Below are 14,551 nucleotides of genomic sequence, written 5' to 3'. Positions count from 1 at the left end.
CGGCGGTGAAGATCCCCAATGTCGACAACCCGATCCGCAACATGAGCGGAGGCCAGCGGCAATGCGTGTCGATCGCGCGCACGGCGGCCTTTGCCTCGAAGCTCGTGATCATGGACGAACCGACGGCCGCGCTTGGCGTGCAGGAAACCGCGCAGGTCGAAAACATCATCCGCGGCCTGAAGGAGCGCGGCATCCCGATGATCCTGATCTCCCACAACCTGCGCCAGGTCTTCGACCTCGTCGACCGCATCGTCGTCTTCCGCCGCGGCCGCATCGTCGCCTCGCTCCGCAAGGACGAAACCGACGGCAACGACATCGTCAGCTACATCACTGGCGTAAAGGGAACCGAAGCCGCGTAACGGGGGGGGACGGGGCGGGCTATTCCTTCCGGCCCACCACGCTGACCCCATCGGCCACTGTGTCGCCGGGATGCAGGATCACGGCAGCGCCGGCCGCAACCCCCGACAGAACCTGCGCGAATTCCTCGTTGCGTTCCCCGAGCGTGATGGGTGTCAGGCGCGCCCGCCCATCCGTCACGACAAAGGTCGCCCAGTCCGATCCGTCGCGGAACAGCGCCCCGACCGGAATGGACAGGATATCCACGCCCTGCCAGAGGGTGATCCGCGCGACAACGCGGAAGCCATGGCCAAGCCCGGCCCATTCCGCCGGATCGCCCTGCAGCGAGAGGATGGTTTCGACCCGTTGTTCATCAATGCCCAGCGCCGAGACCCGCGTTCTGGCCGATGGCTCGATACGCTCGACCCGGGCCTCCAGCGCCGCACCGCCCCAGCCGATGATCGCCGCCCCCGCCCCTTCGCGCACGCGCACTGCGTCGCGGGACAGAAGATCGACCACCACTTCCAACTTTCCCGGATCGCCGATTTCAAGGATCGGCGTTCCCGGCTGCACCACCTGCTCGCTTTCGGTCAGCACCCGCAGCACCCGGCCCGAAGTTGGCGCCACGATGTTCACGCAGCAGGGGTCGGCGTCCGGGGTCTGGTCCGACCGCAGCACCGCCTGCGCGCTTTCCAACTCCTTCTCGCGGACGGACAGGTTTGCCAGCGCGCTGGACACCGCAGTTTCGGCGGTCTTGTGTGCGCTCAGCGCGGTGTCGCGGACCCGCTCGGACACCGTGCCACGCTCATAAAGCGCCCGGGTCCGGTTGGCCTCGCTGGTTGCCAGATCCAGCGCCGCTTCGGCCTGTGCCAGTTGCGCCCGCGCCAGATCGGTTGCGGCCCGTGCGGCGGCAACGGTTGCCTCGGCGATGGCGCGCGAGCGGGCGTCAAGCAACACCGGCGCCGCCGGTCCGATGACCGCAACCACGGTCTCATTGGCCACCACAGGATCGCCGGCATGCAGGCCGATCCTTTGCAGCCTGCCCGCATTGCTGGCCGAAATGGTAAAGACATTGCGGATGCGCGCCACACCGTCCTCTTCGACCCGCACGTCAAAGCTGCGAGGGGTGATTTCGGCAAGCTCGACCTCGACCGGGGCGGGCCGGAAGGCCCAGAAGGCAAGGCCTGCGATCACAAGGGCGGCTAGGGCATAGGTCACGCGGCGCATCGGTCATTCCCTTGTTTTCAGAACCTCGATCATGTCGAGGCGGTTGATACGGCGGCGCACCGCCAGCGCCGAGGCGAGGGCGGCGGCGCAGACAACCAGACTGGCCATCGCATAGACCTCGCGACCGATCACCAGCGGCACGCGGTAAAGGTCTGAAGAAAAGGCCGTCACCATGCCAAGGCCGATGAGATGCCCGATCCCCCAGCCCAAGGGCTGCGCCAGAAGCACGATCACAGCCAGTTCTCCGAACAGGATGCCCGAGACTTCGGCCTTGGTGAAGCCCAGAACCCGCAGGCTGGCCAGATCGCGCCCCTGTTCGGACAGGGCAATGCGGGCAAAATTGTAGATCACCCCGACTGCGATGATCGCAGCAAGCACGACATAGACGGAGATCATCGCCGTGATGTTTTCCGCCAGCGTGTCGCGGAACCTCTGGACCGTCCTGCCCAGCACGATGACAAAGCCGGTCTTGGGTGCCGCCTTGGCAGCGGCGTAGAAGGCCGGACCCTGCGCCTTGTCCAGCATCAGGTTGACGCCCGAAATCAGCGCGCCTTCGTGCATGGCGCGGTTCAGGGCCGAAATCTCCATCGCCGCGCCCAGCCCGACATAGCCGAGAGACTGGCCACTGACCGGCAGGGTGATGGTGCGGCGCTGGCCTTCCAGAAACTCGACCGTCACCAGATCGCCCGGACGGACAGCAAGGGCGTCGCACAGCGCCTCGGACAGGACCAGCCCGGCGTCGGGCAGGGCCATCGGGCGGGCATCGGGCGACAGGACGCGCGACAGCGTGGTTTCAGCGGGCCGCCCGGTGATCGACACCTTGCGCGACAGGGTGCGATGCGAGATCCGCGCGGCCACGCTGCGATAGGGCTCGGCCAACAGGACCCCCGGCATCTGGCGCACCGCCTGCACGGCGCGCGCCGGCTCGGCACCGGCAAAGGCGACGGTGACGTCCTGCCGCTCGGCCTGAAAGAAGGTGAGGTCGATCAGCCGCTCGATCGAGCCGAAGGTCCACAGCGAGGCGACCAGAACCGCAACCGCCATCGCCACGCCGAAAATACCCGACGCCGTACGCAGGGGCCAGCGGATCAGGTGCCGGACGGTCATCACTGCGGTCTGGCGCAGCGCAAGATGCTGCAAGGCAAAGCCCATGCGCGACCGGTAATCTGCGGGCGCGGGCGGCGACATGGCCACGGCGGGCGGCAGCGTCAGCACCGCCCGCACCGCGAAAAGTGCCCCGGCAACCGCGGCCCCGGCAGTGACAAGGGCAGCAAGGCCGTAAACCCCGGCGTCACGGGCAAAGACCAGAAACGGAAAGGCGTAGAACCGGGCATACAGCCCGGCCAGCCCGGCGCCAAGCCAAGCCCCGGCGGCAAAGCCGATCGCGATGCCTACGACAGCGACGGCCAGCACGAATTCGACATAGTGCTGGGCAATGGCACGGCCCGAATAGCCGATGGCCTTCAACAGCCCGATCTGCTCGCGTTCCAGCGTCACCAGCCGCGACAGCGTCATGTTCACCAGCATCGCCGCAACCAGGAGAAAGACCGGCGGCAGGATCTTGACCATGGCGCTCAGCTGTCTCAATTCGGCATCCAGAAAGGCGTGCGAGATCTGGTCCGCCCGCCCGATCGCCCCCGCCCCGCCATAGGCCGCGGTCAACCGGTCCACCGCTTCGATCACCCGGTCGGCATCCGCGCCGGGGGCGAGCTTCAGCACCAGATTGGAAAACGCGCCCTCAAGATCGTGCGCCGCCTCCAGGCCCGGACGTGGCAACCAGGCGACGCCGAAACGGCGCGGGTCCGGCATCAGCTCTCCGGGGCCAAGCGCATAGATGAACTCGGGCGACAGCACGACTCCGGTGAGCCGCAGCGTCCGGCGCTGGCCGTTCATGACCACCGCGAGAGACGACCCCGGCCGCAGGCGGTGCGCCGTGGCAAAGCCTTCGGACACCACCACCTCGTCGGCGGATTGCGAGTCCGGCAACCTGCCCTGCCGCAGATAAAGCTGGTTCAGCCCCGCCTCCCCGGCCTCGGGCAGCGAAACCAGCAGGATCGTCCCCGGCTCCGCCATGTCGGGCAAGTCGAGCAGCGCAAGCTTCACGATCCGCCCCTCGGCGGCCAGCACGCCCGCGATGCCGCGAACCTCCGCCATGAGCGCCAAGGGCGCGCGCGTCACATCGGCAAAGACATCGGCAAAGCGGAACTCGCCGTAATATCGCGCCCGCGTCTCGGACAGCGAGGCATAGGCCCCGTTGCCAAGGATCAGCGTTGCCACGCCCGCCGCCAGCACCAGCGCGATGGCCAGTGCCTGCGCCCAAAGCCTGCGCAGATCGCGCAGCACCTTGCGGCGCAGGGGCGAGATTACCATGACACCTCCGCCGGGCGCTTTTTCGTGGCATTGACCGTTTCCTCCACGATCCGCCCGTCGGCAAAGCGCAGCACCCGGTCCCCGATGTCGCGGATCGCGGCGTTGTGGGTGATGACCAGCGTTGTCGCACCGACCTTGCGGTTCACCTCGGCCAGCGCCTCCAGCACCTTGATCCCGGTCGCACTGTCCAGCGCGCCGGTCGGTTCATCGCAGAGCAGCACCTCGGGGTTCTTGGCGATGGCGCGGGCAATCGCCACCCGCTGCTGCTCGCCGCCCGAAAGCTGAGCGGGAAAGTGGTCGCGACGGTCCGACAGACCGACCAGCGCCAGCGCTGCATCCGGCGACATCGGGCGGCGGGCGATTTCGGTGACAAGCGCCACGTTCTCGCGGGCGGTCAGGCTGGGCACGAGGTTGTAGAACTGAAAGACAAAGCCGACATGATCGCGCCGGTATTGCGTCAGGCCGCGATCATCGAGTGCAGTCAACTGATGATCCCTGAACCAGACCTCGCCACCGCTGGCCCGGTCCAGCCCGCCGACGATGTTGAGGAAGGTCGATTTTCCCGACCCGGACGGCCCGAGGATGACGATGAATTCGCTCTTGCGCGCCTGGAAATCCACCCCGCGCAGGGCCTGCACCTCATGCGCGCCGCTGCGATAGACCTTGGTCAGGCCCGTGGCGTGAAAAACCGTTTCGTCCTTGCTTGCCATCGCGCGCAACGCCCCTGCACGGCCGCCGCGAAATCCGGTCGGCCTTGTGCCGCATGAACCGGAGCCGCAACAAACCATGTGGCCCGCAGCCGGATTAGTTCCGGGCTTTCCGCCATGTTAGGCGGCTCGCGGGGTGAAAGCCACTGAGGAATTCTGTCGCAGGCCGGCAGGGTTGCCGGACCGGTGAACTGTTCATGGCGTCTGCCGGCATGGCCGTTGACAGCCTTGCCCACTCCCGGCACAGTGGCATAGCTGCACTAATGCACCCCGGCCGCACCCCGCGCGCGCCTTACCTGTCAGGCCTCTCGTGAAACCTGTCCATCGCAGGCACCTGCCCTCTCTTGGCGCGCTCGCCACCTTCGAGGTGGCCGCGAAACATCTCAGTTTTACCCTTGCGGCGCGCGAGCTGAACATCACCCAGGGCGCCATCAGCCAGCAGATCCGCCTTCTGGAGCGCGCCCTGGAAACCGATCTGTTCCTGCGCAAGCACAACGCGCTGGAGCTGACTCCGGCCGGGGTCGATCTGGTGGCGGCGGTCTCGGACGGGCTTGACGCCATCAGCGCCGGCGTCGGCCTGTTGCGCCCCGGGGACCCCTCGCAAAGTGTGACGATTTCAGCAACCGACGCGCTGGCGGCCTTCTGGCTGAAGCCCTTGATCGACAGCTTCCGCGCCCACCATCCCGGCACCAGCTTTACTGTGCTGGCCTCGGACGAAGATGCCGCGCTCAGCCAGCATTCCGGGGTCGATATCGCGCTTTTGTGCGGCAACGAGCGGTTCGAGATCGGCGACACCCTGCATCTGATGTATCCCGAAGTTGCCCAGCCCGTCTGCACCCCGGCCTATCTTGCGGCGCACGGTCCCTTCCCCGACCCCGAAAGCCTGAACCAGACCAACCTTCTGCACCTGCATGAACGGCACTGGAGTTCGGGCGCGATCCAGTGGCATCCCCTGGGCTGGGAGGAGTGGTTTCAGGCGCAGGGCGCGGTCTATCGCAAGGCGGCCTTCAGCCTGTCCACCAACAAGGTCACGCTTCTGACCGAAGCTGCACTGGCGGGCGAAGGCGTGATGCTGGGCATCCACAACCTTGTGCGCGGCCATATCCAACGCGGCGACCTGATCTTTGCCCATCCGGCGCAGATCACCTCGGGGCGGTCGAATTTCATGAAGATCAATCCCTCATCCCGCCAGCGCCCTGTGGTGCAGCGCTTTGTCGACCACCTGCTGCGGGACCTGCGACGTTGACAGTCCATTAGTTTTACTAATGCGGCAGGCGGGAAATTTCTCGTTTGCGCGGATTGGCTCCGGTATCTGATATGGCGGCCACCACCATCAGGATCAGAGGCAGACCATGGGTTTCAAGCGCACGATACAGGCCATCGACACGCATTCGGGCATTCCGATGCGGGTCATCACCGGCGGCGTCGGACATATTCCGGGGGCTTCGGTTCTGGAAAAGATGCGCTGGCTTGAAGCCAATGACGACCAGCTGCGCAAGCTGGTCCTGCGCGAGCCGCGCGGCTATCCGGCGCATTGCTGCAACCTGCTGGTGCCGCCCTCGCACCCCGAAGCGGACGCGGGTTACATCATCATGGAACAGGTCGAATATCCGGTGATGTCCGGTGGCAACACGATTTCGGTCGTGACGGTGTTGCTGGAAATGGGCATCCTGCCGATGAAAGAGCCGGTGACGGAACTGGTGCTGGAGGCCCCGGCCGGGCTGATCCGGGTCAGGGCCGATTGCCAGAACGGCAAGGTCAAGGCGGTCACCTTCCGCAATGTGCCGGCCTTTGCCGCGCATCTGGATGCCGAAATCGACGTGCCGCATCTCGGCAAGGTCCGGGTGGATGTCGGCTGGGGCGGCATGTTCTACGTCATCGCCGATGTGCGCCAGTTCAAGGGGCTGGAACTGATCCCGGAACATGGTCGCGAAATCGCGCGCGTCTCGGCGATGATCCGGCAGGCGGCGATCGAGCAGCTTCCGGTGGCGCATCCCGATTACCCCGGCGTCGGCATCACCATCTCGCAACTTTCCGGGCCGACGGACGATCCCCGGGCCGACTGGAAGAACGCCGTCACCATGGCGACCGGCCCGCTGTCATGGGACGACCCGAACACCTGGACCGGGGCGATCGACCGCTGCCCCTGCGGCACCGGCACCTGCGCCAAGATGGCGGTGTTGAACGCCAAGGGGGAATTGCCGCTGGGTCAGGACTTCCGGCATCAGGGCATTCTCGGCACCGTCTTTACCGGGCGGCTGGTGGACGAGGCGCGGATCGGCGACCGCCCCGCCGTGGTGCCGACGATCAGCGGCACGAGCTGGATCTTCGGCATCAACACTCTGGTGCTGGATCACGACGACCCGCTGCCGAACGGCTATACCATGGGTGATATCTGGGCCTGACGCCCCCTTCCGGCCTCTTGAAATTCCGGGGGCCTCTCCCCAGATCGCTGTTATCCCCGGCGCCACGAAGGGCCGGGGAGCCTTTCCTGTCCGTGCCCGAACCCGGGGCGGGCGCCCATAACATCGCTCCTGGAGGATGACATGCGTGGCTTTGATTTTGCCCCCCTTTACCGTGCCACCGTCGGCTTTGACCGTATCGCCGACCTGATGGACCGCGCGCTGACCGCCGATGTGGCCCAGCCCACCTATCCACCCTACAACATCGAAAAGACTGCCGAGGATGCCTATCGCATCTCGATCGCCGTGGCCGGTTTTACCCCGGAGGAACTGTCGGTCGAGGTCAAGGAAGGCGCGCTGATCGTTGCGGCCCGCAAGGCCCCGGAAACCGCGGACAAGACCTATCTGCACCGCGGCATTGCCACCCGCGCCTTTGAACGCCGCTTCGCGCTGGCCGATCATGTGCGCGTGACGGGGGCCGCCCACGAACACGGCATGCTGCACGTTGATCTTGCCCGCGAAGTGCCCGAGGCGATGAAGCCCCGCCGGATCGAGATTGGCCGCGCCGGCGCGACCGAGACCCCGGCAATCGAAGCCAAGCCGGTCGAAACCAGCGCGGTCTGATCCGCCCAGCCGGACAGAAAAAGGCCCGGAGGCAGCTGCCCCGGGCCTTCCTGCATCCCGTGTCGCCGGTCTGGCGGCGCGCTATCTGTCCAGCGCCTCGGCAAGCCGCATCAGCCCAAGCGCTTCGGCGCGATAGCCGAAGGCATCCTCACCCCGCGCGCCTTGCGCCAGGGCAATGGCCTCCGACCAGCCCCAGCCCCCCAGATAGGTCGCCCCGGTCAGCAATTGACCAAAGCCCGCCATCGCCACGGCAAAGCGCGCCTCGTCCCCGGGTGCCGACATTTCGGGCAGGATCGGGGTTTCCTGCAACCGGCTCTCGGTTTCGCCCGGCGCGACGTGCCGCAGGCGCAGGAACCCAAGCTCGGCCCCCGGCGTCGGCGGCGTCGCCGCGCCATAGCGCAACGGGTCATTCAACAGCGCCGGGCTGCCCGGCGCGGTGATCTCATAGATCGCCGTCACCTGCGCACCGGCGCCGATATCGCCGGCATCCACCTTGTCATTGTTGAAATCCTCGCGTCGCAGGGCGCGGGTTTCATAGCCGATCAGCCGGTATTCCGCGACCGCGACCGGGTTCCACTCAACCTGGATCTTCACGTTGTCGGCAATCGGGAACAAGGCCCCGGTCAGCTGATCGACCAGCACCTTGCGGGCCTCGGACAGGCTGTCGATATAGGCCGCCATGCCGTTGCCGTTCTGCGCCAGCGCCTGCATCGTGGCGTCATCCAGATTGCCGCGACCAAAGCCCAGAACCGACAGGTAGATCCCCGCCTCGCGTTCCCTGGCGATGAACCCCTTCAGCGCCTCGGGATCGGCCATGCCAACGTTGAAATCGCCATCCGTCGCCAAGAGCACGCGCGAAACCTCACCCTCGGCAGTCATGCCCTGCGCCACCTGATAGGCCAGCGCAATGCCCTCAGCCCCGGCGGTCGAGCCGCCAGCCGCCAGCCGGTCCAGCGCGTCAAGGATCGCGGCGCGGTCACGTGCTGGCGTCGGTGGCAGCACTTGCCCGGCCGATCCGGCATAGCTGACGATCGCAACCTGATCCTCGGGCCGCAGTTCCGGCAGGACCAGCGCCAGCGATTGCTTCAGAAGCGGCAGCTTCATCGGGTCGTCCATCGAGCCTGAGGTGTCGATCAGGAACACCAGATTGAGCGGCGGGCGGGCCTTGACCTCGGGCAGCGCGCCCTGAATGGCGATATGCACCAGCCGCGTGCCCGGGTTCCAAGGCGTCGGCATCACAGTAACCGTCGGGCGGAACGCCTCATCCGCCGCGGGGGCGGGGTAGGAATAGGGGAAACGGTTCACCATCTCCTCGACCCGGACCGAAGCCGGATCGGGCAGGAAGCCCGCGTTCAGCGACTGGCGGACCATGGCATAGCTGGCAGTATCGACGTCGATTGAAAAGGTCGAAACCGGTTCCTCTGCCGTCACCTTCACCGGGTTGGTGGGGGCGTTCGCAAAGGCCTCGGTATTTTCCTTGGGCGGGGCGGCCATGTCAGGGTCCGCAGCGGCCACAGGCTCCATCGCCATTTCCATCATGGGGGCGTCGGCCAGCATGGCATCGGCCTCGGGGGCCGCCATTCGGGTCATCGCTCCGCCTTCGGGGGCGGCCTTGGCCATGGGCGCTGGCGCGACCAACACCGGTGGGGAGGCCAACTGTTCGGCCTCAGCCGGGACCTCCTCGATGCGCTGACGCGACTCGTTGGTGGTCTCAACGGCGACAGGTTTCGGCGCGGTACCGGGAACCGCCCCCAGGTCGATCAGCGGCAGGACGATGACCATCCCCGCGACCAATGCCGCAGCCGAGGTCGTCGCGGCCAGCACCGGCCGCGAGGCAAGCTTCTTCAACATCTGGAAGGCTCCGCTCAAGACACCCCGCCCTTCCATGGGGCGGTCTGTCATGAGACGGGCCGGATCGGCCGATCCTTGGAGCCGGTCGAAATTTTCCAGCGCCAGCCGCAGGGCCTCGGCCCGGGCGGCCGGGTCGGCGGGCGGCGCGGCGCGCAATGCAGCTTTCAGATCGCCCACATCATCGGTCATCTCGCCCCCTCCTTTGCCATCAGGCGCAGCCGTTTCCTCACCTCGGCCATGCGCCAGGCGATGGTGCCTTCCGACAGACCCAGAACCTCACCCGCCTGTGCCTGGGTCAGGTCTTCGCCCAGCACCAGCGCCACGGTGTCACGCAGCTCCGGCGACAACCGGGCCATCGCCTGCGTCAGCCAATCCAGCCGCTCCCGCTCCTCCACGATCTCGTCCTGCCGCGCCAGCTCCCAGTCGCCCCAGCCATCCGCCGCCTTCGAGCGCGTGGCCTGACGGCGGCGCAAGTCATGAGCGGCGTTGACCACCACCCGGTAGAGCCAGGTCGAGAACCGCGCCTCGGCCCGCCAGTGCCGCAGCTTGGCGGGCAGGGCGGCGAAGATGTCCTGCGCCAGATCCTGCGCTTCTGCCGGATTGCCGGTCAGCCGCCAGGCCAGCCCCTGCACCCGGTCATAATGCCGCTGGATCAGCGCGGAAAACGCCGCGCGATCTCCGGCAGCGGCGGCGGTTGCCAGAAGGTCGTCGCCAAGAGGTTCTGGGGGCATATCCATCAACATCACAATGCTTGGACGCGGACCGGGCCGCAATCCTTGGGGGCAGGCGAAAAAAAGCGGCACAGGACCAAGGGGTCTTGCGCCGCTTTGCGGCTTGGCAAGCAAAGATCAGTAGATCAAGCTGTCATAAACCCCGAAAGCCCCTGCAGTCGTGCCAAGGCTGCGGCCCATGCCATTGGCGCGGGCATAGCCGACGACCGCCGCATAGGTGCCGGGACCGAACGAGCCGTCGATGCCCCCGCGGTAATAGCCCCAGCTCGCCAGACGACGCTGGATCAGATAGCGCTGCGAGACTGGATAGCTGTAGAACGCGCGGGCAATCGGCGTGTTGTAGATCGAGACAGCCGGCCTTGGTGTGTAATGGCCATAGCCGGGGGCGGGCGGGTAGTAATAGCGCGGCTGCGGTGCCGGTACGGTGCGATAGATGGGCGGATTGTGCCGCCGCGCATCGTCGATGATGGCTTTCAAGATCAGCGCCCCGACGGCCCCTTTCAAGGTATCCTGCTCGCGTTGCCCCCAGGCCGCAGCCGGCCCCGAGGCCCCAAGCGCCACGGCGAGCGCAAGAACGGCAGAAACGGTGGCATTTTTCATGTTCGGCAACATGGCAGTGTCCTTTCCGGTTGAGCCCGAGTCGTGGGCCATGGGGAAAGGATGGGCCGGGATGGCGCCGCTAGGCAAAATCTGCCGGTCGCTATCGGATAACGTCGGGGCGTCCGTCGAAAGTTGATGCGAACGGCCGGCCGGATATCGCCGCGATGGCCAGGGACGCTGCCCCGCAACCGCAAGCTGCGGGAAGGCGGTCCGAACCGCCGGATCAGACGCCGTGGCCGCAAAAGAAAACGGGGCCCGAAGGCCCCGTTTCACCGCGCTGCCGCCGGATCAGATCGACAGGCAGACGTATTTGATTTCCATGTAATCCTCGATCCCGTGGCTGGAGCCTTCGCGGCCAAGGCCCGACTGCTTCACCCCGCCGAACGGCGCGACCTCGGTCGAGATCAGACCGGTGTTGACGCCGACCATGCCGTATTCCAGCGCTTCCTGAACGCGGGTAATCCGGCCCACGTCGCGGGCATAGAAATAGCTCGCCAGCCCGAAGATCGTGTTGTTGGCGAGGTGGATCACCTCTTCCTCGGTCTCGAACTTGAACAAGGGCGCAACCGGGCCGAAGGTTTCCTCGCTGGCCACCTTCATGTCATTGGTTACACCGGTCAGCACGGTCGGCTCAAAGAAGGTGCCGCCCAGCGCATGCGCCTTGCCGCCGGTCAGCACCTTGCCGCCGCCCGAGACGACATCGGCGATATGCTCTTTCACCTTGTCGACCGCGCCGTCGTTGATGAGCGGGCCGGTGGTGATGCCATCCTTCAGCCCGTCGCCGACGTTCAGCTTGCGCACCGCCGCGGCCAGCTTTTCGGCGAAGGCGTCATAGACGCCGGCCTGCACATAGATGCGGTTGGCGCAGACGCAGGTCTGGCCGTTGTTGCGGAACTTGGAAATCATCGCGCCTTCGACAGCCTTGTCGAGATCGGCGTCATCGAACACGATGAAGGGCGCGTTGCCGCCCAGCTCCATCGAGCATTTCAGCACCTGATCGGCGGCCTGACGCAGCAGGATGCGGCCCACCTCGGTCGAGCCGGTGAAGGTCAGCTTGCGCACGCGCGGGTTCTCGCAGAACTCCTTGCCGATGTCGGAAGAGCGCGACGAGGTGACGACCGAGAACACGCCCTTCGGCACGCCGGCGCGTTCGGCCAGCACGGCCATGGCCAGCGCCGACAAGGGCGTTTCGGCGGCGGGGCGCGAGACCATGCCGCAGCCCACGGCCAGCGCCGGGCCGACCTTGCGGGCGATCATGGCGTTCGGGAAGTTCCACGGCGTGATCGAGGTGGCCACCCCGATCGGCTGTTTCAGCACGGTGATGCGCTTGTCGCGCTGGTGGCCGGGAATGGTCTCGCCGTAGATGCGTTTGGCCTCTTCGCCGAACCATTCGATGAACGAGGCGCCATACAGGATCTCGCCCTTGGCCTCGGCCAGCGGCTTGCCCATTTCGGCGGTCAGGATGGCGGCCAGATCGTCGGCATTGGCGACCATCAGGTCGAACCACTTGCGCATGACGGCGGCGCGTTCCTTGCCAGTGCGGGCTGCCCATTCGTGGCGGGCCTTGTCGGCGGCCTCGATGGCGCGGCGGGCATCCTCGCGGGTCATGTCGGCGACATTGGCGATCACGTCGCCACGCGCGGGGTTGGTGACGGCAAAGGTCTTGCCATCGGCGGCATTCACCCATTCGCCCGCGATATAGGCCTGTTCGACCAGCAGGCTGGGATCTTTCAGGATGGAGCGCAGATCGGTTGCAGTATCGAGCATGTGGGCCTCCCATTTCTCGGCTGGCTCTGCAATGCATCTTGAGGCACAAAAAGTCTAGCAGGCGCTGCTTTACTGGCGCCAAATTCTGCTTGAAACTGGAATCATCGCATGACCGATCTGAGCCGCGACTATCAGAACTCCGCCTTCATTTCCGGCGGGGATGCCTACTATCCGCGCTGGCAGGCAGAGGCGGCTGCGTTTCGCGCGGGCCTTGGCGGGCGGGCCGAGTTGAACATTCCCTATGGCTCCGCGCCGCGGCAGGCCTTTGACCTCTTTCACCCCGAAAGCCGCCCCAAGGGTCTGCTGGTCTTTGTTCATGGCGGGTACTGGCTGGCCTGCGGGCGCGAGGATTACAGCCATCTCGCGGCCGGGGCGCTGGCGCGCGGCTGGGCCTGCGCGATGCCGTCCTATACGCTGGCGCCGGAAGGCCGGATTGCCGCCATGACGCAGGAGGTGGCGCAGGCCGTCCGCGCCGCCGCCGCGCGCATCCCCGGCCCTCTGGTCGTGACCGGCCATTCGGCGGGCGGGCATCTGTCGGCCCGCATGGGCTGCGCCGATCTGGCCTTGCCGGTCGCGCGCGTAGTGCCCATCTCGCCGCTGGCCGATCTCGCACCGCTGATGCAAACCGACATGAACGCCGATCTTCGCATCGACACACCGGAGGCCGCCCACGAAAGCCCCGCCCGGCTTGCGCTTGGCAAAGGCGTTCAGGCCCATGTCTGGGTTGGTGGACAGGAAAGACCCGCCTTCCTCTGGCACGCCCGCACGCTGTCAGAGGCGTGGTCCTGCCCTTGGACGGTCGACCCCGGCAAGCACCATTTCGACGTGATCGACGGGCTGACCGACCCGGACTCGGCGCTGATGGCGGCCTGTCTTGACGGGCTTTAGGCCGGATCAGGCCAGCCGCGACACCACATAGACCGAAAGATCGTCCAGCACCTGCCGCAGCGGATGGTCGGGCAGCGCCGCCAGCGCAGCGCGCGCCCGGTCGGCCCAGACCAGTGCATCGGCCCGCGCGGCCTCAAGCGCGCCGTGGCGGGACATGATCGCCAAAGCCTCTTGCAGATCGCCCTCGCGCTGGTCGCCCTTCTCGATCACCCGCACCCAGAAGGCACGTTCTGCGGCATCCGCCTTGGCCACCGCCTTGATCAGCGGCAGCGTGAGCTTGCGCTCACGGAAATCATCGCCGGTGTTCTTGCCGATGACCGAGGCCGTGCCGCCATAATCCAGAAGATCATCGGCAATCTGGAACGCAATGCCCAAGGCGTCGCCATAAGTGTAAAGCGCCTGAACCGCCGCCTCGGGCGCACCGGCAATCACACCGCCAACTTCGGTCGCGGCCGAAAACAGCGCCGCCGTCTTGCCGCGCACGACCTTGAGGTAGATCTCCTCGGTCGTCGCCAGATCCTGCGCGGCGGTCAGCTGCAACACCTCGCCCTCGGCAATCGTGGCGCTGGCATTGGCAAGGATGCCCAGCACGCGGATCTGGCCCGGTTCGGTCATCAACTGGAAGGCTCGGGCGAACAGATAATCCCCTACCAGAACCGAGGATTTGTTGTCCCACAACAGGTTCGCCGTCGGCCGCCCGCGCCGCTGGGCGCTTTCGTCGACCACGTCATCATGCAACAGCGTTGCGGTATGGATGAACTCCACCGCCGCGGCCAGATGCACGTGATAGGGGCCGGAATAGCCACAAAGCCGCGCGGCGGCCAAGGTCAGCATCGGGCGCAGACGCTTGCCGCCTGCCTCGATCAGATGGGCCGTGACCTGCGGGATGCGCGGGGCGTGTTCCGACGCCATGCGTTCGCGGATCAGCAGATTGACCGCCTCCATATCCGCCGACAGCATCTCGGCCAGCCGGTCATGCGGTTTCTGCGCCAGATCCAAAGCCATCCCCACCCATCTCGACATTCCGTTCCGCGCCCGCGAAACTGTG

Annotated in this window: 13 protein-coding genes; 5 read left to right on the top strand and 8 right to left on the bottom strand. The window is 66.3% G+C overall.

Features of this window, described 5'->3' with window-relative positions:
• The coding region (locus tag G4Z14_RS06480; protein WP_164623960.1) for an ATP-binding cassette domain-containing protein at positions 1 to 359 on the top strand (359 nt) is incomplete at its 5' end.
• 19 nt (positions 360 to 378) lie between these two features.
• Here G4Z14_RS06480 and G4Z14_RS06475 read toward each other — a convergent pair.
• The 3 genes from G4Z14_RS06475 to G4Z14_RS06465 are packed head-to-tail and all read right to left on the bottom strand — an operon-like array spanning position 379 to position 4,643.
• Positions 379 to 1,563 carry an efflux RND transporter periplasmic adaptor subunit gene (locus tag G4Z14_RS06475; protein ID WP_164623959.1) on the bottom strand — a complete coding sequence of 395 codons (1,185 nt, stop codon included), beginning with the start codon at positions 1,561 to 1,563 and terminating at the stop codon, positions 379 to 381.
• A gap of 3 nt (positions 1,564 to 1,566) precedes the next feature.
• Entirely contained in the window at positions 1,567 to 3,933 is a 2,367-nt protein-coding gene (locus tag G4Z14_RS06470) for an ABC transporter permease (RefSeq protein WP_227751562.1), read from the bottom strand.
• Positions 3,927 to 4,643, bottom strand: coding sequence for an ABC transporter ATP-binding protein (locus tag G4Z14_RS06465; protein ID WP_164623958.1), 717 nt, complete (start codon positions 4,641 to 4,643; stop codon positions 3,927 to 3,929). Before G4Z14_RS06465 ends, G4Z14_RS06470 begins: the two co-directional genes overlap by 7 nt.
• 307 nt (positions 4,644 to 4,950) lie before the next feature.
• Between G4Z14_RS06465 and G4Z14_RS06460 the strand changes: the two genes are divergently transcribed.
• From G4Z14_RS06460 to G4Z14_RS06450, 3 genes are all read left to right on the top strand, one after another.
• The gene (locus tag G4Z14_RS06460; RefSeq protein ID WP_164623957.1) at positions 4,951 to 5,886 is read left to right on the top strand and encodes a LysR substrate-binding domain-containing protein; all 936 of its coding nucleotides are present in this window, start codon (positions 4,951 to 4,953) and stop codon (positions 5,884 to 5,886) included.
• Between the two features lie 106 nt (positions 5,887 to 5,992).
• The gene (locus G4Z14_RS06455) at positions 5,993 to 7,045 is read left to right on the top strand and encodes a proline racemase family protein (protein WP_164623956.1); all 1,053 of its coding nucleotides are present in this window, start codon (positions 5,993 to 5,995) and stop codon (positions 7,043 to 7,045) included.
• A gap of 141 nt (positions 7,046 to 7,186) precedes the next feature.
• Entirely contained in the window at positions 7,187 to 7,666 is a 480-nt protein-coding gene (locus G4Z14_RS06450; protein ID WP_164623955.1) for an Hsp20 family protein, read from the top strand.
• Between the two features lie 81 nt (positions 7,667 to 7,747).
• Here the strand turns inward: G4Z14_RS06450 and G4Z14_RS06445 are convergent, their stop codons facing one another.
• The 4 genes from G4Z14_RS06445 to G4Z14_RS06430 form a co-directional block, all read right to left on the bottom strand.
• The gene (locus G4Z14_RS06445; RefSeq protein WP_164623954.1) at positions 7,748 to 9,706 is read right to left on the bottom strand and encodes a vWA domain-containing protein; all 1,959 of its coding nucleotides are present in this window, start codon (positions 9,704 to 9,706) and stop codon (positions 7,748 to 7,750) included.
• On the bottom strand, positions 9,703 to 10,260 hold the full coding sequence (locus tag G4Z14_RS06440) for an RNA polymerase sigma factor (RefSeq protein ID WP_407703804.1): 558 nt from the start codon (positions 10,258 to 10,260) through the stop codon (positions 9,703 to 9,705). The genes G4Z14_RS06445 and G4Z14_RS06440 overlap by 4 nt, the downstream gene beginning before the upstream one ends.
• Positions 10,261 to 10,365: 105 nt before the next feature.
• Positions 10,366 to 10,860 carry a peptidoglycan-binding protein gene (locus tag G4Z14_RS06435; protein WP_227751560.1) on the bottom strand — a complete coding sequence of 165 codons (495 nt, stop codon included), beginning with the start codon at positions 10,858 to 10,860 and terminating at the stop codon, positions 10,366 to 10,368.
• 276 nt (positions 10,861 to 11,136) lie between these two features.
• Positions 11,137 to 12,615 carry an NAD-dependent succinate-semialdehyde dehydrogenase gene (locus G4Z14_RS06430; RefSeq protein WP_164623953.1) on the bottom strand — a complete coding sequence of 493 codons (1,479 nt, stop codon included), beginning with the start codon at positions 12,613 to 12,615 and terminating at the stop codon, positions 11,137 to 11,139.
• Positions 12,616 to 12,723: 108 nt separating this feature from the next.
• Between G4Z14_RS06430 and G4Z14_RS06425 the strand changes: the two genes are divergently transcribed.
• Positions 12,724 to 13,503 carry an alpha/beta hydrolase gene (locus G4Z14_RS06425; RefSeq protein ID WP_164623952.1) on the top strand — a complete coding sequence of 260 codons (780 nt, stop codon included), beginning with the start codon at positions 12,724 to 12,726 and terminating at the stop codon, positions 13,501 to 13,503.
• 6 nt (positions 13,504 to 13,509) lie between these two features.
• Here the strand turns inward: G4Z14_RS06425 and G4Z14_RS06420 are convergent, their stop codons facing one another.
• Positions 13,510 to 14,508 carry a polyprenyl synthetase family protein gene (locus tag G4Z14_RS06420; protein ID WP_164623986.1) on the bottom strand — a complete coding sequence of 333 codons (999 nt, stop codon included), beginning with the start codon at positions 14,506 to 14,508 and terminating at the stop codon, positions 13,510 to 13,512.
• Positions 14,509 to 14,551 lie beyond the last annotated feature (43 nt).

It is taken from the genome of Tabrizicola oligotrophica (assembly GCF_011008935.1).
GTDB lineage: Bacteria > Pseudomonadota > Alphaproteobacteria > Rhodobacterales > Rhodobacteraceae > Tabrizicola_A > Tabrizicola_A oligotrophica.
This window is presented reverse-complemented; position numbering and strand designations above follow the sequence as displayed.